The organism is Paenibacillus sp. GD4 (assembly GCF_030846225.1).
In the GTDB taxonomy this organism is placed as follows: Bacteria; Bacillota; Bacilli; order Paenibacillales; family NBRC-103111; genus Paenibacillus_G; species Paenibacillus_G silviterrae.
Window position 1 is genome coordinate 1983155 of sequence record NZ_JAVCYK010000001.1, and the last position, 21666, is coordinate 2004820.

The 21666-nt window shown below is 54.8% G+C and carries 17 protein-coding genes; 4 read left to right on the forward strand and 13 right to left on the reverse strand.

What is annotated here, in order from left to right; genetic code table 11:
* Positions 1–885 (reverse strand): aminoglycoside phosphotransferase family protein, encoded by an 885-nt coding sequence (locus RAC89_RS09290; RefSeq protein ID WP_306613150.1) that lies wholly within the window; start codon positions 883–885, stop codon positions 1–3.
* A gap of 61 nt (positions 886–946) precedes the next feature.
* Between RAC89_RS09290 and RAC89_RS09295 the strand changes: the two genes are divergently transcribed.
* The gene (locus RAC89_RS09295) at positions 947–1465 is read left to right on the forward strand and encodes a hypothetical protein (protein WP_306613151.1); all 519 of its coding nucleotides are present in this window, start codon (positions 947–949) and stop codon (positions 1463–1465) included.
* Between the two features lie 142 nt (positions 1466–1607).
* On the opposite strand, the gene RAC89_RS09300 is transcribed toward RAC89_RS09295, so the two are convergent.
* The gene (locus tag RAC89_RS09300; RefSeq protein ID WP_306613152.1) at positions 1608–3362 is read right to left on the reverse strand and encodes an ABC transporter substrate-binding protein; all 1755 of its coding nucleotides are present in this window, start codon (positions 3360–3362) and stop codon (positions 1608–1610) included.
* A 124-nt stretch (positions 3363–3486) separates the two neighbouring features.
* On the opposite strand from RAC89_RS09300, the gene RAC89_RS09305 reads away from it, so the two are divergent.
* On the forward strand, positions 3487–4716 hold the full coding sequence (locus RAC89_RS09305; RefSeq protein WP_306613153.1) for an MFS transporter: 1230 nt from the start codon (positions 3487–3489) through the stop codon (positions 4714–4716).
* A gap of 16 nt (positions 4717–4732) precedes the next feature.
* Here RAC89_RS09305 and RAC89_RS09310 read toward each other — a convergent pair whose 3' ends face one another.
* Entirely contained in the window at positions 4733–4936 is a 204-nt protein-coding gene (locus RAC89_RS09310; RefSeq protein WP_306613155.1) for a hypothetical protein, read from the reverse strand.
* 166 nt (positions 4937–5102) lie between these two features.
* Between RAC89_RS09310 and RAC89_RS09315 the strand changes: the two genes are divergently transcribed.
* Entirely contained in the window at positions 5103–5270 is a 168-nt protein-coding gene (locus RAC89_RS09315; RefSeq protein WP_306613157.1) for a hypothetical protein, read from the forward strand.
* 21 nt (positions 5271–5291) lie between these two features.
* Here RAC89_RS09315 and RAC89_RS09320 read toward each other — a convergent pair whose 3' ends face one another.
* Entirely contained in the window at positions 5292–5957 is a 666-nt protein-coding gene (locus RAC89_RS09320; RefSeq protein ID WP_306613159.1) for a hypothetical protein, read from the reverse strand.
* 200 nt (positions 5958–6157) lie between these two features.
* Between RAC89_RS09320 and RAC89_RS09325 the strand changes: the two genes are divergently transcribed.
* Positions 6158–7039: a transposase gene (locus RAC89_RS09325; RefSeq protein WP_306613160.1), complete on the forward strand. Its 882-nt coding sequence runs from the start codon at positions 6158–6160 to the stop codon at positions 7037–7039.
* 353 nt (positions 7040–7392) lie between these two features.
* Here RAC89_RS09325 and RAC89_RS09330 read toward each other — a convergent pair whose 3' ends face one another.
* The 9 genes from RAC89_RS09330 to RAC89_RS09370 all read right to left on the reverse strand — a co-directional run bounded on the left by RAC89_RS09330 (position 7393) and on the right by RAC89_RS09370 (position 21611).
* Positions 7393–7707 (reverse strand): hypothetical protein, encoded by a 315-nt coding sequence (locus tag RAC89_RS09330; RefSeq protein WP_306613162.1) that lies wholly within the window; start codon positions 7705–7707, stop codon positions 7393–7395.
* A gap of 89 nt (positions 7708–7796) precedes the next feature.
* A complete protein-coding gene (locus tag RAC89_RS09335; protein ID WP_306613163.1) occupies positions 7797–10637 on the reverse strand; it encodes a hypothetical protein in 2841 nt (946 codons plus the stop codon).
* A 238-nt stretch (positions 10638–10875) separates the two neighbouring features.
* The gene (locus RAC89_RS09340) at positions 10876–12435 is read right to left on the reverse strand and encodes an IS1182 family transposase (protein ID WP_306613164.1); all 1560 of its coding nucleotides are present in this window, start codon (positions 12433–12435) and stop codon (positions 10876–10878) included.
* Positions 12436–12636: 201 nt separating this feature from the next.
* A complete protein-coding gene (locus RAC89_RS09345; protein ID WP_306613165.1) occupies positions 12637–14073 on the reverse strand; it encodes an extracellular solute-binding protein in 1437 nt (478 codons plus the stop codon).
* A gap of 73 nt (positions 14074–14146) precedes the next feature.
* Positions 14147–15193, reverse strand: coding sequence for an alpha/beta hydrolase family protein (locus RAC89_RS09350; RefSeq protein WP_306613167.1), 1047 nt, complete (start codon positions 15191–15193; stop codon positions 14147–14149).
* Positions 15194–15197: 4 nt separating this feature from the next.
* Positions 15198–17018: an NHL repeat-containing protein gene (locus RAC89_RS09355; protein WP_306613168.1), complete on the reverse strand. Its 1821-nt coding sequence runs from the start codon at positions 17016–17018 to the stop codon at positions 15198–15200.
* A 4-nt stretch (positions 17019–17022) separates the two neighbouring features.
* Positions 17023–18252, reverse strand: coding sequence for a DegT/DnrJ/EryC1/StrS family aminotransferase (locus RAC89_RS09360; RefSeq protein WP_306613169.1), 1230 nt, complete (start codon positions 18250–18252; stop codon positions 17023–17025).
* Positions 18253–18255: 3 nt separating this feature from the next.
* Positions 18256–19962, reverse strand: a complete 1707-nt coding sequence (locus RAC89_RS09365; protein ID WP_306613171.1) for a polysaccharide deacetylase family protein — start codon at positions 19960–19962, stop codon at positions 18256–18258.
* A gap of 62 nt (positions 19963–20024) precedes the next feature.
* On the reverse strand, positions 20025–21611 hold the full coding sequence (locus RAC89_RS09370; RefSeq protein WP_306613172.1) for an extracellular solute-binding protein: 1587 nt from the start codon (positions 21609–21611) through the stop codon (positions 20025–20027).
* Positions 21612–21666 lie beyond the last annotated feature (55 nt).

The window sequence follows — 21666 nt, forward strand, 5'->3', positions numbered from 1 at the left end:
TTACTTTTGTAAGGACCGCCGGATTACACCGAGAAGCACCTGCTTCTCCTCCGCAGGTACACTCTCTACCAGCCGGGCCGCAGCAAGCGGGAGCTCCCATGCCTGCAGCTCCGCTTCCGTGGCCCCGGTCATTTCCATATAGCGCTCCTTATAAGCTTGGCATAGCGCTGCCCGAAGCCGGGTGATCATCAGCTTGACCAGCTTTGGCATTGAGCTCGGCAGCACTGCGTGTGTAAGCAACAGCACCGTCCTTGCCGCATCCGAATACGGATGTCCGCTCGTGGCCGTCATCCAATCCAGAATGACAGGGCCGCGGGAGGTCATCATGAGGTTGTCGGGATGAAAGTCTCCGTGGCAAAGAGCGTCTTGCTCCGGCAGCTGTGCAAGCCGCTTCAGGATCGCCGACTTTTCTGCGGCGGACAGCAGGGATGTATGTTCAATCGCCTCCTGCAGCGAGAGCTTTCTTTTGGGCATGGACGATTCCCCCTGCTCCTGATGAATGACCGCATGCCACTCGGCCAATCTTCTTCCCTCAGCCCGTGCAGACCAAGGCCGCGAGACAAGCTGACGGATCTGGGTATGACCCTCCAAGCGCTCGAACACAATGCCCCGTTTACCCTTCACTTCCTCGATTCCAAACACCCTTGGAACCGGCAGCCCCAGCTGCGATACATATAAGCTTAGCTGATACTCCTTCTCCATCCACGGATCGAAAGAGGAATGACGAAACAGCTTAATGACCCGATCCTTTCCCCACGCATACACTTCCGCCGTATTCCCTTGCCCGAGCCTTTTACCGATCATGTAAATTCCGCCTCCCGATGTTCTGTAAGAACAGCATACGGCATCGAAAGCAACCGCGCAAACGACCGCCCAGTAAATCATTCACTCTTGCCCTCCTTGCCTCATAACATGTACTACCTAAACGGAAAGCAGGTGAGAAGGGATGCTATTTTTCAAGCAAAACGGCTTCAAGCTTGGACTGCTGCTGTATCAGCTCCTGTGGCTCATCGGCTGCTTCTGGCTGGCCGGTCTCGTTCGCAGCGGAAAATTAACTACCCTGCTCGGCGTAGAGCTCGCGGCTGTGGAGCCCTACACCTATTACGCACTCTCCGGGGCCATCGGTGGAACCTTGTACTCTATGCGGCTGTTTCACGAATTTTACGAAACAATGTCCGAGCGGTGGGTCGTTTGGTATCTGGTTCGTCCGATGAAATGCGCAGCTGCTGCGGTGATGACAATAATACTGTTTCAAAGTGGGATCATGCTGCTGCAAACCGGCAGCTCCTTATCGGCCAAAGTAGGCATTGCCTTCCTTGTCGGGTTCGGCTACGGAAAGCTGATGGACAAATTAAAGCTCCTGACCGAAACGCTGTTTAACGGAAGTGGGGATAAGCCGTCTCTGCCGTCGGATGATCGTAAGCCCAAGGGATCGGAAAACAATATAAGCACTCGTAGCGAATAGTTATTCACAGCGTTATACACAATATTCACACCCCCTAAGCGTCAGTCTGTGTATATCTTCAGCCCATTTCATCAACATATCCACAACCGTAGTTATCCACATAAAAAAAGACCCGGTTCTCCTCAAAAAGGAAAACTGAGTCTTATGAACGAAACCATAGCTCCTTGTAATCCACCCAACCGAAAGAGCTGATACGGACACCCTCCAGCTCCTTCGGAAAAGAAGCCGATTGTCGCCAGCGGTACCAGGGAAGCAAAATGTTCGTACGCAGCAAGAGCCCTTCTCCGGCAAGTAATGCATCCAATCGCTTCTCTCTGGAGGGTTCTGAACGAACCGGTGCAAGCAGCTGCTGCAATTGCACTTTCATGGCGTCACTCAGCACCCGCTGAAGCAAGGCGGCAGGCGACATCAGATGTACCTGAAGCGTCCATTCCGCATCCTCGTCGACCGGCAGCTCAAGCAGCAGCAGGTCAGCCCAAGCAAGCGTAGCATCGGAGGTAAGCTCCTCAAAGGGCACAAGACGAATGCTAAGCCGGATTCCTCTGGCCTTAAGCTTCTCTTGCAGCCATTCCGCATCGGCTTCATGGCTTCCTCCGAAGTATATAGCGGCGGTAAGATGAATGGCCTCATTAGGCAACGGCGCCTCATCGGGGCTTTCAGGACATTTTTCTTCCGCGTCATGATCGAACTCGGAGATGAGCCGCCGAGCCCGCGGTCCCCGATTGCCTCCTGCTTCGAAAGCAATATCTTCCTCCGTAAGACAGATGACAAGCTTCTTTCTTTCCGAGTTCCGCTGAAGAGGACCCGCTTTTCTTTGGTTAAGGACGATGTACTTGCACCCCCGATCCGTGCGCTCCACCTCCTGCCAGGGCTCTTGGCGCTCCGTATGCCGGTAATGCTGAAAATTCATTTCTTCCAGCGGCTCCGAACGGCTTTGCTGCCGAAGGTCGTATAACTCCGGAAAACACCACATCTCTACCTGGTCCAGATGAGCCGGACGCAGGAAATAATCAGGATGCGCCTCTAAAGCCAAAAGTCTCTCATTTCGGTCTGACAGTCGAAACGGCCCGGTTCCGATCGGCATATCCCCATAATCCTGCTCCCGGTTAGCCGGCACGATGGAGGCAGCAGTGGAAGCCAGCAAGCTCAGCAATCCGGGAACCGGTTCGTGAAGATCGATGCTGATACAGTAGTCGCCGTGCATGTCGACGCCGCGAATGCAGCGAAACAAGTCCTTGTAAGGTCCTGTTTCCCGTAATCGAAGCAGCGTACCCGCTACATCCTTCGAGGTCATGATGGTTCCGTCGTGAAATCGCACCCGCTTTTGCAGATAAAAGCTCCAGCGCCGTTCGCCCGGAATCCAATGATGTGCAAGCTGCGCTTCGAATTCCCCCGTCTCCCGGCGGTATTTCACCAACGTATCGAACAGCTGTCGTACCATATGCAGCTCGGTTCTGCGGGTAACGTAGGCTGGGTCCAATCCGCCGACGATTCGATAAGTAGGAAAGCGCAAAACGTCAGCGTCTCCTTTACTGTAAGTATACGTCTGCAGCGACTGCTCCAGCAGCCGGAGCAATGGTGCTTGCCCCAGCGCGGCGAATTTTCCTTGCCGCAGCAATGATGATAGGCTCGACCATTGTCCGGCCTCCAGACGGGCTGCCGCCTGATCGGCAAGCAGCTTGTCAGGGTCGGCGAGCAGCTTCAGCACCGACCTTCGCCCCCGCCCGCGTCCCGGCGACCAAACTATCCAGCCCTGCTCCCGCATCCCCCGCATGAGCAGCTTTACGTTTCGCTCGGTACAGCTCAAAATGACGGAAAGCTCGGGCAGCGAAATATGCGCTTCCATCGTAGGGGACAGGCTCTTGTACAGTACGACATAATGCTCCCAAAGCTGCATGGCTCCTCCTTGCGGGCGCTGTCCTTGATAAAAGGGGAAATTTAATGTTTTTATTTTACCCTTTTCATTTTCCTTTTTCTATATACAATGAAGCATAACATCGCAGTAGAAGGAGTTATGGCCTATGCAACAAGCTTCCGGGTTTCCTTCCGTTCGAGGTCTTTCTTGGGTTACAGCCCTTTGCCTGCTTGGCGACGCTATGTTATATATTGTGCTGCCGCTATACTGGGATCAATTCGGCCTGGATGCGCTGTGGCAGGTAGGGGTCCTGCTGTCCATCAATCGCTTCATTCGGTTGCCGCTAAATCCGTTGGTCGGATGGCTGTATATCCGGGTGCCTAAGCGGATAGGTGTGGTCATTGCCGCAGCGGCTGCCGTTGCGACCACCATTGGGTACGGGTTGGTGAGCGGCTTCGTCCCTTTCCTGATCGCTCGCATGGTTTGGGGCGCAGCCTGGTCCATGCTCCGCATCGGCGGCTATCTTACCGTGCTGGAAGCGGCAGGCCAAGACGGCCCCCGCGGCAAGCTGCTCGGCAGCTATAACGGTATCATTGGCGTCGGCAGCCTTATCGGCATGCTGGCCGGCGGCATGCTCGCCGAGGTGCTGGGGCCGCGGGAAGTCGCCCTGATGCTCGGCATCGTCACCGCGGCCGGATTGCCTCTGGCATGGCGTCATGTGCCGGCTACTACTGCAGCCGTCCCCGGCAGCGCACGTTCCGCCCCGTTGTGGAAGCTCCCGCCCGCCGGATGGCTCCCGCTGCTGTCCGGCTTCCTGACGGCGGCTGTCTTCATGGGCATGCTGCTTGCCACGCTTAGCCCGCTCATTGCCTCCCATCTGCCGGGTAGCACCGAGCTCCTCGGCCTCGCCGTCGGCGCCGCCACGGTGGCCGGCGCCGTGCAGGCGCTGCGCTGGGGCTGGTCGCCCTTCCTGTCTCCCTGGTTCGGGAGACTGTCGGACGGCCCGAGCGGCCGCCTGCCGCTCTACCTCGCCGCGCTTGCGCTGGCCGCGGGCGGCTTCGCCCTGCTGCCGCTCGGTATGCCTCTCGCGGCGTGGCTCACGGTCCTGCTCAGCGTGATGCTGGCGAACACCGCCATCACCACGCTGACCGACGCGCTCGCCGCAGACGCCGCCTCGGGCCGCAGCGCGGCGGCGTATATGACGACGTATACGACCGTCGTCGATATCGGGGCGGCGGCCGGTCCGCTCGCCGCCTATGCCCTGGCCGGCACCTTCGGTCTCGGTGCCGTCAGTTTCACTTGCGCTGCGCTTATGGCGCTCGTTGCGTCGGCTTGGCTGCTGTATGGCCGTAGCCGTGACGTAGCAATTATTAAAAAGAGGCCCTTCTTATCTTAAGAGGGCCTCTGCGTGTTTATCTTTTTACCAGCTCGTTTATTTTTTTCAACGGCAATCCGGTATCCCGGGACAACTCCATCACGGTGGCTAGCGGATGCTGCTGCAGGTAGGCACGGATACGATGGGAATCGTCGATGTGATGTTTTAAACAGTCCGGGCACAAGGAGGTGTAGGATGCGAGCTGAAGCTTGCCGCAGCCGCTGCAGTTCATCAGATTCATTGAAGCCACCGTCACTTTCTTGAAATATGGACGAGCCGTAGATTTGCTGTTACAGCATTCGACGCTTCATACCGGTTTGTGGGGGTCGCCGTAGGGTAGCAAATTGGGGAGTTCGTCCGAATCTTTTTAGTATCTACGCAATTACATTAAAAGCGAGGCGACTCCCGTGAGATATGTGACCCAATGGAGATTAGACCACCTGCAAACGCTGCTGCGGAGCATCGAGGACCGCCACATCCAAAGTGAGGCCGTGCATCTGCTGGAATCCATTAAGCGAGACATTGAGGAAAATTATGCAGAAATTCAAAGGCCGATCCGATTGCAGGAGCCCTAGCGGTGACAGCTTACTTGTGGCCTATTCTACGACCACCTTCAACGCCGATGTTTGGCCGGGATAGGATGAGAGCATCAGCCCTGTAGTCCATACCTTTGCTTCCTTGCCTATAAGTTCCTTGCTAAACCCCGTATGTAACGGAATCCCCGCTACGATCAGCTTCCCGTCAGGCTGAAGAGCTACCCAAGACGCCTCCGGGTCATCGGTATTTCCGTTTTTCTTCTGCTCGTTGACGACGAGTATCCGCCGGTGCTCCTGATCGAACGTCTTGATTGTTCCCGTAACCTGCGGCTCGCCCTTACAGCATTGCATAACCGAGAGCTTCAACGGAAACTCCTTCCCGGCGATGTCGAACAAGGTTTTGTTGATCAGCGCGAGCTCCTCTTCGGAGACGTTCCCTTCGATATCACCAATTCGTCGAATATGCACTATAATATGATCCTCGCCTACCCCAGCCATCTGAATTTGAACCGAATGCCGCTCCTTCAGCTCTTCCGAATGCTCTGTAATTTTATTTTTAATTTCATGGAGTCCGTCTGTTGTGCGGGGCCGTGTCGGCGGGTCCGGGAGAGCTTCCTGCTTCGGTGTGACTGCTTGGACAGGCATCGGATCTTTAGCCGAGCTCAAGCTGCTAACAGTAAAAGCAATGCCAAGCCCGATCGCCGCCAGCCAAAAGATAACTTTCATAGGTTCTCCTCCCTGTCGTGTATGTTTATTTTTGTTGACGGGGAATTTGGAAAAAAGTTGCAGCAAGTGGCGAGGACACTCTTTTCCCATCGCTTTTGGACCTTATCCCGATCGCTCAGTTGAATTTTTTGGTATTTTTTTCTTGATACCAGAACATATGTTTGGTATAATGGTAATAAAAGGAGGGGGCTGTTCGCGTTATGAAAACCGATTTTTTGTTCACTGAAGCTCATACGTACCCATCGGGATCGGAGGATGCTTGTGTCACCCTTTTATTTCAAATAAAATGGCCTGACGGATTTGTATGTCCGCGCTGCACATATTCGGATTTCTACGTCATTTCTACACGCCGACTCCCCCTATACGAATGTCGTTTATGTCATTATCAGGCTTCGCTTCTTACAGGCTCAATCTTTGAAGGAAGCAAGACGGATCTGACCAAGTGGTTTACCGCCCTTGCCCTAGTCTCCACCGAGGGAGGAACTTCTGCCAACCGGCTGCATCAAATTATTCGTGTTACTTACAAAACCGCATGGCTGATGCTGCAGAAAATTCGTTATGCTATCGGCTGTGCGGACACGGAAACACTTCTCCTCGGTACCGTTCGGGTGAACACCGCTGTCTATAACCGCCCACAGAACTCATCTTTTCAAGCCTCGCCTACGGAACAGCCCTTCTTCGTCGGTGCCGGAGCTTCGATGGAGACTCCCGCGGAGCCCGATTATGTAAAAATGAAGCTGATTCCCAAGCAGTATATCCGTGATCGTGTTGTGAACGGCAAAGCGATCCAAGCCTTCACGGAAAGCGAAATCGACGGTACTACTACCGATGTTACTTTCGTCGCGCAGCGCTATAGCTCTGCCCGGTTTATTCCGCTGCTTCAGCTGGCAGCTCGAGCATGCCGTTGGATCAATCGCACTTTCATGGGTTTAGGCCGCAAGCATTTGCAGGTCTATTTGGATGAGTTCTGCTATCGTCTGAACACGTCCAGAATCAGCACCTGCATCCTCTCAACTCTTGCTAATCTGTGTATGAGAGCTCCCCGCTTTACTTACAAACAATTAACTTCCTTCAGCTCGTAATCAGGTACTTGGCCTCCTTTAGCGACTACCGCTTATTTGATCTACCTCTGATACATGCAAGATGAACGAAATAGCCCTATAAACTTTCCTCCCGGGTGTCACCTTCCTTTTCTTTGTTGTGCATACTTTTGTGTTAAAGTGCTGTAACCATAGAATGGTGTTCCAAGCTTCTCCATGTGATTTTTTTCTCAAACCTCATGGTTTGGTCTAATCATCCACACTCCCCCCCTGCGTACTGAGTCATGGGGATAAGGGCCAAAAGGGCGGACGAGACCCGAGGCCAACCTCTGGCCCCATAAAAAAACAGCCTGCCTCACAAACCCAGGCATGCTGCTTCCATAGATCCATTTATCCTAGTGAAAAAACGCTTCGTTACGCACCCAAGCACCGCCTTCATCCGTGCTCCGGTAAAACATGACAGCTGATTGCAAGGCACCCTTCGCCGCTTCCTCGACAGAATCGTAGCTGTTGCCGATCGAGACGGCCGGGTCCATGCTGTCCGCGCCACGGTACATATGGCTCAGCTCATAAAAGAAATGTCCGTTTCGATTTCGATAAATATGAATGCCGATATCCTTGCCGTCTACCCGTGCCTTCAAGGTTTCCACCAGCTGGTGCACAACCTCTATATCGGCATGAATATTGGCTAGTACAGATAAGTCTATCATGGGTAACGTCCTCCATACACGATGTCTTATCTTAAGAGTGCCCTTTCCGCCCTAATTTATCCATATTGCCAAAAACACGCAATCCCCCGTTATTTGGGCTCCGGTCCTGTGACCTTGACGGTAACCGGCGCCGATTGAACGGTCACTCCATTCAACGTGATGCGTACCGACAGGTCCGTTTGTCCCGGATGGTTCGCATGAATTTGGCCGTCTGCCGTCAACTCTGCTACCTTCGGTCGGCTGCTGACGTATTCAATCGTGGCTCCGGAGAGCTCACGGGTGACACGGCCCTTTTCCAAGATAGCTTGATAAGTGTAGGATGTCGTCTCGCCGCGGCGCAGCTCCGTAAGTCCGGCTTTCAGCTCGACCTGTGCCAGCTTCAAGACCAGCTTCGGATCGCTGTACTTCATCAGCTCGCTCCCGTACTTGAAGTACAGGTTGCCGAAATCGTCCTGCGCCAGCTTCTCCACGTTGCCTTCAAGCAGAACGGTTACTTGTTTGGTATCTGCATCAATACGGAACAGCTTGCTCGTGTAGGTTTTATCCGCTACGTAGCCGAGATAGATCGAGCCGTAGATGTTGCCGTCCGTCCCTACCATGAGGCGAGGATTGCTGTGAGCATAATCGGCCGCCGGGAACTTATCGTCACTATAAGTCACCTGGCGGGTATCCTGATCGAAGATAAACAGTGCCCCCATCGCCATACCCCACAGCTTGCCGTCAGGTCCCCAGAAGAAGGAGGTGACTGCTTTTTTACCCGCAACAGGAATGGTTTCAAACTCTATAGATTGGGTTTTTACATCGTAGATGACGAGCTTTCCCACTCCGCCGTTCATCGCACTGGTACCCATGTACAGTTTACCGTTCCGGTATAGCAAGGTATTAATGGAATGATCGGGAACGATATTGCGCTTCACATCGAATTGTTTTGTCCCAGGGTCATAGGTAGTCAAAGCGCCGCCGATCTTACCTGCTATCGGGTACGTGCCGATGTATAGCTTTCCAAGCTCCTCCGCACTGGCGAAGGCGACCGGACGGTCCTGCTCATCGCCTAGCTGGCCCAATCGAAGCGGATTGTTCGGTGCACTTGGGTCGGTCCGATTCCAGGGCTGCGTAGGATCATACTCAAAGATGGTAGCCCGCGGGTACACCCCAAAGTACATCTTGCCGTTCAGGGAACCGTAGCCCTCGACTTGGCCAATCTGTGGATAAAGCTTCGTCTCGTTCGCTGACGGGGCGTAAATACCCATGCCGCCGCCCGAGATGAAGCCGGATGTCAGCATTTTGCCGTCCACACTCTTCCCGATATTGAACAGCTCTACGAATTGCGGCGGTAAATCCAGCTCGGGCGTATCCAGCTTGCCGGTCTCCAGGTTGTAATAGAAGGCGCGACCGCCGTTCCCGGCTAAACCTACGAGCGTGGTACCCGGGTAATCCGGCAGATTCATAGTAACATAGCCGAAGGCGACACCTGCGCCCTTGACATCAGCCCCGGTAGACTTATATGTGTTCGTCTTGGTGTCATATTCATACAGGGACCATTGCTGCTTGCCGTCCGGCAGCGTTTCGTAAAAGGTATAGAACACCCGGCCGTCCGGGGAAACAGGAGAGAATCCGCGCGTGTTATACGCCGTATTATTCTTCACTATCCATGCAGCCGTTGCGGGATCGTATACGAACATGACCGGTCCCGGGTCGAGTCGCACGAACAGCTTGCCGGCCGTATACTGCAGGTCGTACACCGAGGTTTTACCTGCAAATTCCGGTGGGGTTAATGCCGTTTTTTGTCCCGTCGCCAAGTCGTATTTATAAAGCTTCGCTACATCGGAGCCGCCTACATAAAGCACATTGCGGTCAGGGTCGTATGCCAAGCTGCGTGTGTGCTGCTCCTTGCTCGCCGTTTTAAAGGAGGCCAACGTCTTGGTTGCGTCGGTAGCCGGGTCATACTCAAAGACCGACTGGGAGTAACCGGTTCCGCCGTACATCTTACCGTTCGGACCGGGCACCAGCACCCAGATGACGGTATCGGTAGGCACAGGCTTGCCGATCGTACGCATCGTCTCGCTGGCCGGATCGTACTGGAACAACGTCCCGTTCGGCGTGCTGCCTACGTAAACCTTGCCGTCGGTGGCCGTTGCGATTGCCCAGGCAGCCGTTACGTTGCTGCCGTCCAGCGCCACCAGCGGATGTTTCCCCAGAACTGCCTTGTTCTTCACATCCGTAACAAGGAACTGAGCCGGATCGCCCTGCACTACCGTGTACATGACGTCACGACCTTGGCGGTCTTTGCCGTAAGAGCCGGTCATGAGCGTCAAGCTGGTGCTCTGAGGACCGAGGTTCGTTATGTACGGAGGGGTATCTCGGATCTGCAGCACGGCGTCATCTGCATAGAAGCGGCCATTTTTATCATTAGGAAAATAAAATGAGACCTTCACTTGCGCTCCGTCCTTCGGTGCTGCTGCAGCTACGCGAAGCTCGGACCATTCGTTCGGCTCCCCCTGCACCAAGCCGCTGACAATCGAGATAAGCTTACCCTCGGTGCTGTAGAACTGCAGGTCTACCTTGCCGCCGCTGCCCGACTCCGAGCGAACTTGAGCCGTTAGAACAACATTGCTGAACGGTGCTGCAGGAAGGGCGTCACTAACGGCACCTTGCACGCCCGGTGTCGTTTTCTCAACAATGAGGCTTCTTGCTCCATCCTTGTAAACGGAATCGCTTACTTTAACCGAGCCGGATACACCCTCTGGCTGCCAGCCCAGTGGACGCCCATCGACGGTAAGCTGCTCGAAGCTCCCGTTGAGCAAAGCATTCTGCACTGCCTCAGCTGCGGCTGCATGCGGAGGCTGGTACGGTGAAACCGCTACCATTCCTGCCAATAAAGCGATCGTTAAAGCTGTAGTGGAAAGCCTTCGAAACCATTTGCTCTTCATCAATCCTTCTCCCCTTCCAGGTGATAGTAAGACAGAAGATCAATCGTTACGATTGTAGCATAGACGTGTAGTTGTATACAAGTAAAAAACATGTATTTAATGGGGTGAACCAATGCTACTTGGGGCTCCCTTCTGATCATGGAAAGAGGCTGTCCCAAAAGTAGCGTAAAATCTACTCGAGGGGACCGCCTCTTATTTTACAACTTCGTATATCGCAATAAAAATGGCCGGGCAGGGTTTATTCTTGCCCGGCTATTTGTCTTTTTTGCTCCGTGGTCACCACCTTAAGCAAATTGTGGGCAAGCGAAAGCCACCCGACCTCCAAGCTTACTTTTGGTAAGCCGCGAAGCAGGAACCTCCGGAATCCCCGGTTATTTTTCATTTGCCCAAACACACTTTCCACTTCGATCATTCGCTGAACCGAGAGCTTGCGTCCATCTTCGCTTCTTAATTTTTCTCTAGCCACTTTTTTGTAGCGAAGATACTCCATGCTGACCCTTATTTCACGGCTGCGTTCAGACTTGGTGCATTTCTCTTTGAACGGACACCCCTCACAGTTCTCATTTCGGTAGATCCGCAATTTGACCCCGTACCCACTATCAGTCTTGTTCTTGCTTTCCTTAATAAAATGTAGTGTTCTTCCGTTTGGGCATACCCAGATGTCTTTGTCCTCGTTGTACGTCCAGTTTTCTAAGCGGGATACGTCGTTTCGCCATGCCCTTGATACTTCCTTATGAAAGGAATTGTACTTCACGAGCGCTTCCACGTTTTCTTTCTCTAGGTACGCATAATTTTCCTCACCACCGTAACCGGCATCGGCGATGACGGTTTTAGGAAGACGACCAAGCGTCTCTTTTACCTTGTTAAGGTGCGGAATAAGGCAACGCGTATCTGTCGGACGCTGGTGGAGGGAGTAACCTACGATAAATTGGTTCTCTGTGCCGACTTGTACGTTGTAGCCAGGCTTGAGTTGACCGTTACCCATGTGGTCTTCCTTCATTCGCATAAACGTCGCATCTGGATCCGTTTTGCTGAAACTGTTTCGTTCGCCAAGGATCTGAAGCTGAGTTTCGTACTTCCGCTGGCGGGGAACAAAATCCTTACGCAGCTGCCGTACCGCTTTCTTAACCGTTTTGTTCTTTGGTTCACTTTTCAACTTGGCTTCCAGCTTCGTTAAGGCCGCCTCCATGCCCTCGCTTGTTAGATCGACATCTCCGCCCAGCTCGAGCAGGTCCTTACCGTTGTGCTCTTTATCTTCCTGAATCTCCTGCTGGTCAATCTCAATAAAGAGCTGCTTCACTTTCTCTTCCAGTCTGGCTTTCTGTTTCTTGACAGCTTTTCCCCAGACAAACGTATACCGGTTCGCATTCGCTTCGATTTTGGTGCCGTCAACGAAGTAGTTCTCCAGCTTGATGTACCCCTCGGCCGTTAGTAGTTCCAGCATTCCTGCAAAAATCTTCTCGAGCTGCTCCTTCATCCGCTCGGAGCGAAACCGATTGATGGTCCGGAAGTCCGGCTGTTGGCGACCTGCCAGCCACATGAAAGGGATATTCTCACGCACGGCCTTGGCAATCTGTCTAGAGGAGTAGATACGTTGAGAATAAGCATACACAATGATTTTAGTAAGCATTTTAGGGTGATAGCTATCCCGACCGCCTCCGGGATACGCAGCTGTAAACAAGCTGTCGTCCAAACGATTGATGAAGCTATTAATAACTCGCGCTACGTGACGTGGTGGGATGTCCATTTCCAAATCCATTGGCAGACATAGCTGATCCATGGTATATTGAATAAACAAAGAAACCTCTCCTTTCAATGGTTGCTCGACACTTCCATTTTACCAAGGATTGGTTTCTTTTTGTTTTACAAAATTGAGAAAAAGGGGCAGTCCCTCAGTCATCTATGACTTTTGGGACAGCCCCAGAAGCTAAGACGTATACTATATCCTCGGCATGTGTCCGGGTATATGAGCGATGTCGATCCCCTCGCCGCCTCGAAGCTACGAAAGGGGCTGCGTGCTCCGTTGCTCGTTAAACCTTCGCTCAATCCTCTGACAGGCCTCGTCCGGACTCTCCATGCAGGCCCAGAGCAGGTTCAGCTCATCATAAAGCTTATCGATCTCCTGCTGGCTGAGACGCAGGCTCCTCAGAGGCTGTGCGTAGGGCAGCACATCCAAGAACCGATTGTAGTGCTGCGGATGGATGGCCGGATTCAGCAGCGTATCGTCCTCGGCCACCGACTTCAATACGGGAATTGTACAGCCATACTGCTTCAACAGAGTCTGCGCCTCCGTTCCTGTCATGAAATCGACCAGCCGCTGGGCCACCCGCTCATGCTCGCTTCCGGCGTTCACCGCCAAGCCGCCGCCAAGCAGCAGCGTCGCCTGCTTCTTATGCTGGGGCACCGGCAGCACGTCCCATTGGATGGAATGATCCCGGAATTCATTCATGAAGTAATACGTGGACATGATCATTGCCACGCGTTCCTTCATGAATAAGCTCTCCGCCAAATGGCTGCTCCCATGGGCATAAATCGGAGACACGCCATGCTTATACATCAATGAGGTACAGAAATCCAGCGCTTCGATGTTCTCCGGTTTGGCCAGCGTGCACCGCTCCCCGTCCTCGGACATGATCTCGCCGCCGTTCTGCAGCAGAAACACAGGCCAGCGGTTGTAGGACGACGAGAAACAGAAGCCGTATTGCTCCACTAGCCCGTCCCCGTTCACATCACGGGTGCAATGCTTGGCTACCCTGAGCAAATCCTCCCAATCCTTCAGCGCCGTTTCCTCGGACAGCCCGCTCTCCCGGAATAAGGTGCGGTTAAAGCAAATAACGACCGGGGAGAAAATAAACGGAGCCGCCAGCAGTCTGCCTCCGTCCGAGAACAATTCGAACACCTGCGGATAGGTGGTTTCATCCGGTTTCAGGTGTCCCGGAACATAGCCCGTAACCTGCTCCGACTTCCCTGCATCCAGCCACTGGCGGAAATGCAAATCGGATAACATAAATACATCCGGCCCCTGCTCCTGCTCCATCTGACGGATCAGCAGATCGGCGTATCCCTGCTCAGGAAGCAGCTCCAGCTCTACCTTGACGAAAGGGTGCTTCTCCTCGAATGCACCGATGATGCGGCGAACGATATTGATTTCATACGAGCTGGAAAACCAGGCCAGCCGAAGCACCACCGGCGTCTGGTCCTGATCCGGCGGCTTGACCCGATTGCCCTTGCCGGCGATCTTCTCGATCAAGCCCTCTTCGACCAGCTCGGCTAGCGCTTTCCTAACGGACACCCGGCTTATTTCATATTGAACGCTCAGTGTATTTTCCGGCAAAATGTACTCGCCCGGCTGCAGACCGCCGCTGACGATTTCGTCCCGTAGCTCTTGAAGGAATTGGTTGTACCGTTCTTGAAAATTATTTCTTCTTCGCAGCAATATATACCGCTCCTATACATGTCTTTAAGCTTCAGTATATCATGGGACCTGCGACAATTCCATTCGGCTTCCATCATTTCTCATTATTGGCCAGCCATCGATCCAGGAAGGAGTACGCCAGCTCTCTTGCGCGGGGAGGAAAATCATGGCCGGCGGGGCCCAGCCAAAACTCAAAGGAGCCGGCCGCCGCTTCCTGCCCGTACAGCTCTTCCAAATCGGACATTCCTTCAGCGATGGCCTGCCAATTCGGGAATATACGATCCTTCAACCCGCTCCACATAAACAAGGGGGTAGGAGCAGCTAATGCCGCGACCTCGTGCCATTCAAAGGGAATCTGATCCTCACGAAGGTAATGGGTGACCTCGGGAAGATGGGAAAACCATTCCCGTTGACCCCAGCGATTCGGCTCCGGGTCAGCTGTGAACATGGAGAAGCCGCAGCTGGATACGACCGCGCGGATACGCCGGTCCCAGCCGGCCAAAAACCACGCGTTGTACCCACCTAGCGAATGCCCGATAGCGCCGATCCGCTGCGGATCCACCTCCGGCAAACTGCAAAGCAGATTGAGAGCGAGCAGATGATCCGCCAGCATTTTGCCGACAGCCGTCCACTGGGGGTTAAGCTCGTAGAACGGCGCGGTCTGGAACGGCTCCGCCCCCTCATACACTCGATCGCCGAAGCTGATGGAGTCCGGTGCAAGCACTACGTAGCCACGGGATACAAGCTCCAAGCCGTACCGCCGGTTCTCTCGGCCCTGTGGGGTCGCTACGTCCGCTCGTCCGCAATCCGTTGTGGGATGCATGGCGAGAACAGCAGGATATTGCCGTCCGGGCTCCATTCCTGACGGAAGCAGCAGATAGGCCGTAATGATATCGCCATCCTTCGTACAGTAGCGAATATCCAGCCTGCGATGATCCTTCTCCGTCCGCTCAGACATCACCTCGAATGCCACGTGCCGGCCAGGCTCGGGCCAAAAATCCTGCGAGGGCGGCATCCCTACTAGCCGCTTCCACACCTCCCTGATCTTCTCGCGCTTCGCCTGCCATGCTGCCGAAGAATCTACTCCGGCCAGCAGCTTAGGTATCGTGGCCAGTGTTCTCTCCGAAAGCTTATAACCCATGGTTTTATACACTCCCTTCCACCAAACGGTACATCCACAGCTCGCACCCGCACCCGAAATATAAGAGCCCGTCCTTATAGGCTATGCCACTGGTGGCGGGCTTCGGAAGAGTTGCGAGAAGCCCGGCACGATACGTGTTCGGATCTACCTCGAAGACGGCTCCGCTTAACAGCCCTATGAGGCTGAGCCTGCCTTGCCTCTCTATCCATATGAGCCCATGCCTTACTACTTGGCCCCAAGCGGATAAATCCTGCTGATAGACCGGCTCACCCCGTACCGTATCGAATACAAAGTAGATTGAATCTGAGGTCAGCCCATGGATCCGCTCCATACTGTCCACTGCGATCATGGAAATTTCCTTCGCACCGGGCACCGGCACCCAGCGGGCGGAAACCGCACGGCTCTTCCAGTCGAAACGGTACAGCTCCGCCTGCTTTGCAATGGGCTCCGCACCCCCTGGCGTCTCTACACTGGTTGCGCCGATTACATCGCCGCAGGATAAGGCGGCTAGGCCTAGCGTGCTCTGGTATGGGCAGAGCTCGTGGTGCTCATATACCGTGACGGACTCCGTCGGCACGTGCAGCACACCGAGAGCGCCGCCCACCATGCCGTAGCCTGGAAAGCCGCCGTACAGCACGTGCTCGCCGTCCGGGTGCGTCAGCATGCAGCGGGAACGATGAATCCGCTCATCGGAATAAAGCAGCCTAGGGTTTCTGGAGCCTCCCGTTTCGCCCGCCAGAGGCTTTGTCGTGTCCAATACGTGGAGATGCCCTCCTGCGTAGGCCGCTCCGAACAGCAGCTCCCCTTGCGAGGCATAAGCGCAAATATTGCCGCCACCGCCCTTCTCTACGGCCTTGCCGCCGTAAGTAACCACACCGGCTGCACCGGGTTCGTAAGAGTACAAGTGAAGGGGATGGTTCGAGGTTCCGTAGATGCGCCCGTCGGGCCCAAGGAACATAGGCGAAAGCGCCGTCCCATTGCCCTCGTAACGCAGCGGAACGGCAGTCTCGCTCTCTCCGTCGGAAAGCACCAGTTCCCCTTCCGCGAGCTGGTATTGCATTACCCGCCGGCGACCGGATAAGTTGCGATGCAGCTTGTTGTAGCCTGTGCCAAAATAGAGTGAAGGGGCAACAGCCGAACCCTCCATGGGAACGGCTTCACCCCTTGCCATCCGAAACCATCTGCGTCCGCTTTCCGCTGCGGGCAGAGCGGCGTATACCCGACCGTCCTCGCCAAGATGCACTTCGCCGGCCCCCCTGCCCGCGGCAAATACTTTCCGCAGCGCGCCGCTTCGCGGTTCGAAGCCCGCTACGACGGCGGTCTGCGTACCGATCCCGGCGTAAATCCAGCCGTCCTCACCTGCAGCCAAGGTCATGGCATACTTCTGCAGCGGGTCCAGCTGAACCAATTCCTCCACCTTTCCCTGCGAGAGCTCCAACCGCAACAGTTTACACCCCGGATAAGTGGTGGCATACACGATGCCCTCCCGATCCTCGGCAAATGCCATTCCGATGATCTCTTCTTCCGGTGCGGGCCGGAACCATCGGATAAATTGACCTAAGAACGGATCGAGCACCATCAGCAGCGGTCCCGCCCCGGTAATAAATAAGCCCGAGCTTGTCGCCATGGAGCCGAAGGGATAATCGATGAGCCCCTCTGGAAACGCCGTCTGCCGGCAGCTGCCGGTCTCAGGGTCGACGATGACCACGTAGCCTCTCGCCGCAAGAACGACGAGCTGCTTGCCGTCCGCGGAAGTGCATACCGCAGCCGACCGCGTTTCATCCGCCCTTACCGGCGTCCCAAGGCATATAAATGGATCTGCCATGTCGCTACCTCGCATAGGAACCCGCTACTTTGCGCAGCGCGGCTATGATCTCTTCCACGTCCTGCTCCGTATAAAATTCGCTTAAAGGAATTTGCACCGCAGTCTGCAAAATCCGCTCCGCTTCCGGACATAGTCCCCGATCGTACGATACATCGCTCTGATCAAACGGAAAATGGCTGCCCAAGTACGCCTGGCGCTGCTGAAACAATGGCTGCATGTAGCACACATCCGGAATATAGCCCGCCCGGTTCGGAATGCCTTCCGCGGTCAGCGCCTGGCAAAACTCCTCACGAGTACAAGTCAGCTCCTCCTCGCGCAGTCGAAACATATAGAACCAATACGTGCATTCATTCCCCCCCGCCACGTGATGAGGCACCAAGCCGTTAACCTTCTCCAATCCTGCCGTAATCCGGTCTCCAAAGCGTCTGCGTTGGGAGCAAATCCACTCCAGCTTCTTCAGCTGAGCGATACCGACCGCTCCTTGCAGCTCCGTCATGCGGTAGTTAGGAGCAACATAATGCGTATCCCGCTGGAGCCCCGTCCCGAATCGGCGGTAATTTTTATCGGCGAAGGCATGCGTCACCTGGTAATCCGTCTCATCTGCCGAATTTACTGTCACCATACCGCCATCGCCCGTACTAATGTGCTTGAAATCGTTGGTGCTGAAGCAGCCGTAGTCGCCGATCGTCCCGACCAGCCGTCCCTTGTATCTTGTAAGATACGCCTGTGCGCAATCCTCGATGACCTTGAGCCCGTGCTTGCGCGCAATGTCCATAATCGGATCCATATCGCACGGGTTCCCTGCCAGATGCACAACGACAATCGCCTTCGTTCTTGGCGTGATGCGGGCTTTAATTGATGCCGGCGTCATATTGTACGTATGCGGATCCAGGTCGGCGAATACGGGAATCGCATTCTGATACAGAATTCCGATTAACGTTCCTTGATCCGTAATCGGACTTGTAATCACCTCGTCCCCGACCGACACGCCTGCAGCCCCCATCGCTACATGAAGCGCAGCGGTGCCGGAGGAGGTGGCCACACTGTATTTTACTCCGTACATTACGTTAAAATCGTTCAAAAACTGCTTCACCTTGCCGCCGAAATGGTAGAAAAGCGTGTTCTGCTCCAGCGCCTCCAGCAGCTGGGTCGCCTCCTCCAGACCAAAGCGGCGTCCCGTCCCGAACGGGGTCGTCTTGACCTTCGGACCGCCTAATAACGCTAACTGTTCCATATGTTATGCCTCCCGTCCCGCTGCCGCTTGTACATCCGTTCCCGCTCCAATAACAACCTTTCTGCACCCTACGCCGAAGCGTACGGCTTCCGCGCCTTCACCTGCTGTCGTCGGAATCCATACGACAGCGCCGTCCGGCGCCTGCTGCAGCTGCAGTCCTCCTTGTTCGCCGGTTGCCAGAACAGTCCTCCGCCGGGCCTGCTCCCAGCGTAAGATCTGCGCCGACGTCATGAAAGTAAAGCCCCGCTCTTTCGCTCTGCGGACTACCAGCCCCATGGCTTCCCGCACCTTCGGCTGCTGGAGCACATGCAGCTGATGGAACAGAAAATGCGCCACGCCGCGCACCCTCTCCACGCCATCCAGGAACGGGTCGATCACCGAAGTATCCGCCAGTGACGGATGCTCGAGATCCTGCGTCAGGAAGCCGATTTCCAGTACGTTGTACGTTCGGTTCCGCTCATCCGACCAAGCGATCGGGTAGTACGGATGACAGGTGCCGAACAAAAAACCGATGTTGCCCTTCTTGCTCGGTCCGCGGGTTTGATCCGCCTCGATCCCGTTCTTCTCGCACCACTGAAACAGCTCGCCCCAGCCCTCATAGCGGGTATAATGGTTCTTATTCGATACGACCTCTTCCCCTGTAGAGGAGCGAATAAACTCCAGCTGCCGCTCAAATTCGTAAGCATCCCAAATGCCGTCTTCCTTCTCTAGCGCGTTATAATGGAAAGCCAGCTCGTGGCCGTCCGCTTTGATTTTCTCATAGATATCTGTGGAATATCCAGGCTCGATCATGCACCAGGTGGACTGAACGCCGTTCTCCTTCAGCACCTCCAGCGTAGCCTCCGCCGAGGCATCCACATTAAAATCGCTGTCATGGGATATCATCGCCACTTGCCGTACACCTTCCGGCCAGTAGTCCACAAAAGGCAATGCGGCCCCGCGCTCCAACGTTTCCCGAAGCAGCTGACCGATCATGGCTTCGCGCCACAGGTCCGCATACGGGACCCCGTAGTAAGGTACGCCTGTCGCCGTCTCCGTCCGGTCCAGCTCCCAATCCAGCTCACAGCAATCATCCGCTTTGAGGATTCCTTCATCCAGCGTGCCTGTTCCATCCGCTGCCGGGATTCCGTCCTCCACTACCGGGCCGGAGCCCTGCTGAAGACGTACGATCGTCTCCGGCACGTTGACGTTCCAGCGAATCAGCTTTCCCGAACCGATAACCAGCTCCAACGAAGCCGCCCCGATCGTCTCGCCGTTCGGCTCTCCCTTGCGAAGCACGCCTTGCGCCGTCGCCGTCTCAGCCTCTACACGGACCCATGGGCGTACCTTCAAGGCCCTCAGGGCCACCCCATCGGCGGCGATCCCCTGCTCAGGCAGCTCGGCATACGCCGCGTCCCGTACGGCAAGCTCGCGGCAGCCCAGTTGTCCCGCTAGACGGTTCAACCCAGCATAGGATATGAGCGTGCCGCCGCTTCGAACGAAGGACAGCAGCTCCTCCAGCGCCGCATCGGATTCCCCGGCCAGTGCAACGAGCAGCACATCCGGACTGTATACCGTCAGCTCGGCACCCGTGGTCAGCCTGCGAAACGGAATTCCCGCATGAGCCAATATTTCCTCCATGTACAATTCAAAAACGTTCTGCCCATAGCGCCATCTCTTCTCCGCAGCGGCGCCGTCCAGCCATACGCCTACTTTAGCCAGTCTTAGCATGATGTCCCGCTCCTCTCCTAAAAGGAAAAGGGGCAAAAGCCCGCTTTGCCCCTTGTTTGTCATTATTTAAACAACGCCTTCGGGTCTTTATTTTTGATGCCGGCATTGTACTCCTGTACGATCTTCGCTCCGCCCTTGTCCATGTACTCCTGAACCAGCTTATCCCAATCGGATACCGGACGCTGGCCGGCGATCATTTTCACCTGCTCGTTCATGAGGTACTTCTTCAGCTCGTCGCCCTTCTCCAGATCTGCAGGGGATTCCAAGCCGTTGATCGGATTCGCATAAAGCTTCACGCTCTTGTACATCGTCTCAATTTCTTTGACCAGATCGGACAGCTGCTTCGTCTGATAAGTGATGGAATAATTCACGTCGGTATCCTTCGGTGCCCAAGCGACATTGTCTACAAAATAAGTCGATGGAGCCAAACCGTCGGAGGCAAAATTTTTCTTGTTCACCGGCTGGCCGTTCACCATGTCATAGCCTACGCCCACCTTGCCGGACCACCAGTCGAAATCCGCATTCTTCTCGTTCTTCTGATCATCGGCATAAAACTTGCGGCCGAACTCATTCAGCGTCAGAATCCGCTTCAGCTTATCGGGCTCCTTCGCCAGCTTCGCGTTCAGCACCGTCAAACCGGCAAAGCCGCTCCCCGCCGTCAGGCCTTGGTTGCCGTTCTTATCCACGAAGGCACCCAGGCTGACGAACTGCGCATTCGGGTGGATTTTGAGCAGACCGTCCATGTACGCTTGGGACATGCCTCGCGGCGTACCGATGAAGATCCCCGCCTTGCCTGAATAAAATTCCTTGTTCGTGTCCGCCCAGTTCAGAACCGCGTAGTCCTTCGTGATCGCGCCTTCCTTGTAAAGATCGGCCAGCATTTGAATGATTTCCTTGCGGCCCTCGCCGATCATGCCAGGAATGTAATTTCCGTCCTTGTTCTTATGATACCAAGCGTCCGGATCCCAATAAGGCCCTTGGTTAAAGTTCGGGTTGATGTCCTTTCCGATAGCGAAGCCGTACGTATCGTTCTTCCCGTTCTTGTCCGGGTCGTTCTTCGTGAAAGCAAGCGCTACCTGCTTCAGCTCCTCATAGTTTGTCGGTACCTTCATCCCGACGGCATCGAGCCAATCCTTACGAATGACGGTAACCACTTGGAATTTGGGCGAATATTGCGGAATCGCATAAATTTTACCGTTGACGCGCATAGAATCCCAGATAAAATCCGGCACCACCTGCAGGGTCGGGTACTGTTTAATGTAATCGTCAAGCGGAAGGAAGGCGCCTTGTTTGGCAAACTTGGCATAACGAGCCTTCAGGTCCGTCGACATCAGGCCTACCATATCCGGAATGTCGCCGGAAGCGAAGGTCGCATTGATTTTCTCATCAAAGGCCGTGTTGGTCACAAAGGTAACCTTGTAATCGATGTTAAACTTTTCGTTGATCATATTCAGCCCTGGACTCGAGCTTGGGGGCGGATCACCGTAGCGGAAGTCCAGTGCGGTAATCGTGTGCTTCTTGTTGGGATCTTCCTTAGGAGCCTCTGCGCTCGGTTGATTGGTTCCCGCTGCCGGTTGCTTGGAGCACGCTACTGCAGTTGCCGCCAGCAGGACGGCTAAGGTGACGAACGTCGTGCGTTTTGCATTCATTCTTCGAACCCTCCATTTATATGTCATTTCAGTACAACCCGAGTATGAAGCTTAC

Coding starts and splice junctions, on each gene's coding strand:
- RAC89_RS09335 (WP_306613163.1), bottom strand. CDS start 10,637: ATGAAGAGCAAATGGTTTCGAAGGCTTTCCACTACAGCTTTAACGATC.
- RAC89_RS09320 (WP_306613159.1), bottom strand. CDS start 5,957: ATGAAAGTTATCTTTTGGCTGGCGGCGATCGGGCTTGGCATTGCTTTT.
- RAC89_RS09305 (WP_306613153.1), top strand. CDS start 3,487: ATGCAACAAGCTTCCGGGTTTCCTTCCGTTCGAGGTCTTTCTTGGGTT.
- RAC89_RS09310 (WP_306613155.1), bottom strand. CDS start 4,936: ATGAATCTGATGAACTGCAGCGGCTGCGGCAAGCTTCAGCTCGCATCC.
- RAC89_RS09365 (WP_306613171.1), bottom strand. CDS start 19,962: ATGCTAAGACTGGCTAAAGTAGGCGTATGGCTGGACGGCGCCGCTGCG.
- RAC89_RS09325 (WP_306613160.1), top strand. CDS start 6,158: ATGAAAACCGATTTTTTGTTCACTGAAGCTCATACGTACCCATCGGGA.
- RAC89_RS09360 (WP_306613169.1), bottom strand. CDS start 18,252: ATGGAACAGTTAGCGTTATTAGGCGGTCCGAAGGTCAAGACGACCCCG.
- RAC89_RS09300 (WP_306613152.1), bottom strand. CDS start 3,362: ATGCAGCTTTGGGAGCATTATGTCGTACTGTACAAGAGCCTGTCCCCT.
- RAC89_RS09350 (WP_306613167.1), bottom strand. CDS start 15,193: ATGGGTTATAAGCTTTCGGAGAGAACACTGGCCACGATACCTAAGCTG.
- RAC89_RS09295 (WP_306613151.1), top strand. CDS start 947: ATGCTATTTTTCAAGCAAAACGGCTTCAAGCTTGGACTGCTGCTGTAT.
- RAC89_RS09330 (WP_306613162.1), bottom strand. CDS start 7,707: ATGATAGACTTATCTGTACTAGCCAATATTCATGCCGATATAGAGGTT.
- RAC89_RS09290 (WP_306613150.1), bottom strand. CDS start 885: ATGATTTACTGGGCGGTCGTTTGCGCGGTTGCTTTCGATGCCGTATGC.
- RAC89_RS09355 (WP_306613168.1), bottom strand. CDS start 17,018: ATGGCAGATCCATTTATATGCCTTGGGACGCCGGTAAGGGCGGATGAA.
- RAC89_RS09370 (WP_306613172.1), bottom strand. CDS start 21,611: ATGAATGCAAAACGCACGACGTTCGTCACCTTAGCCGTCCTGCTGGCG.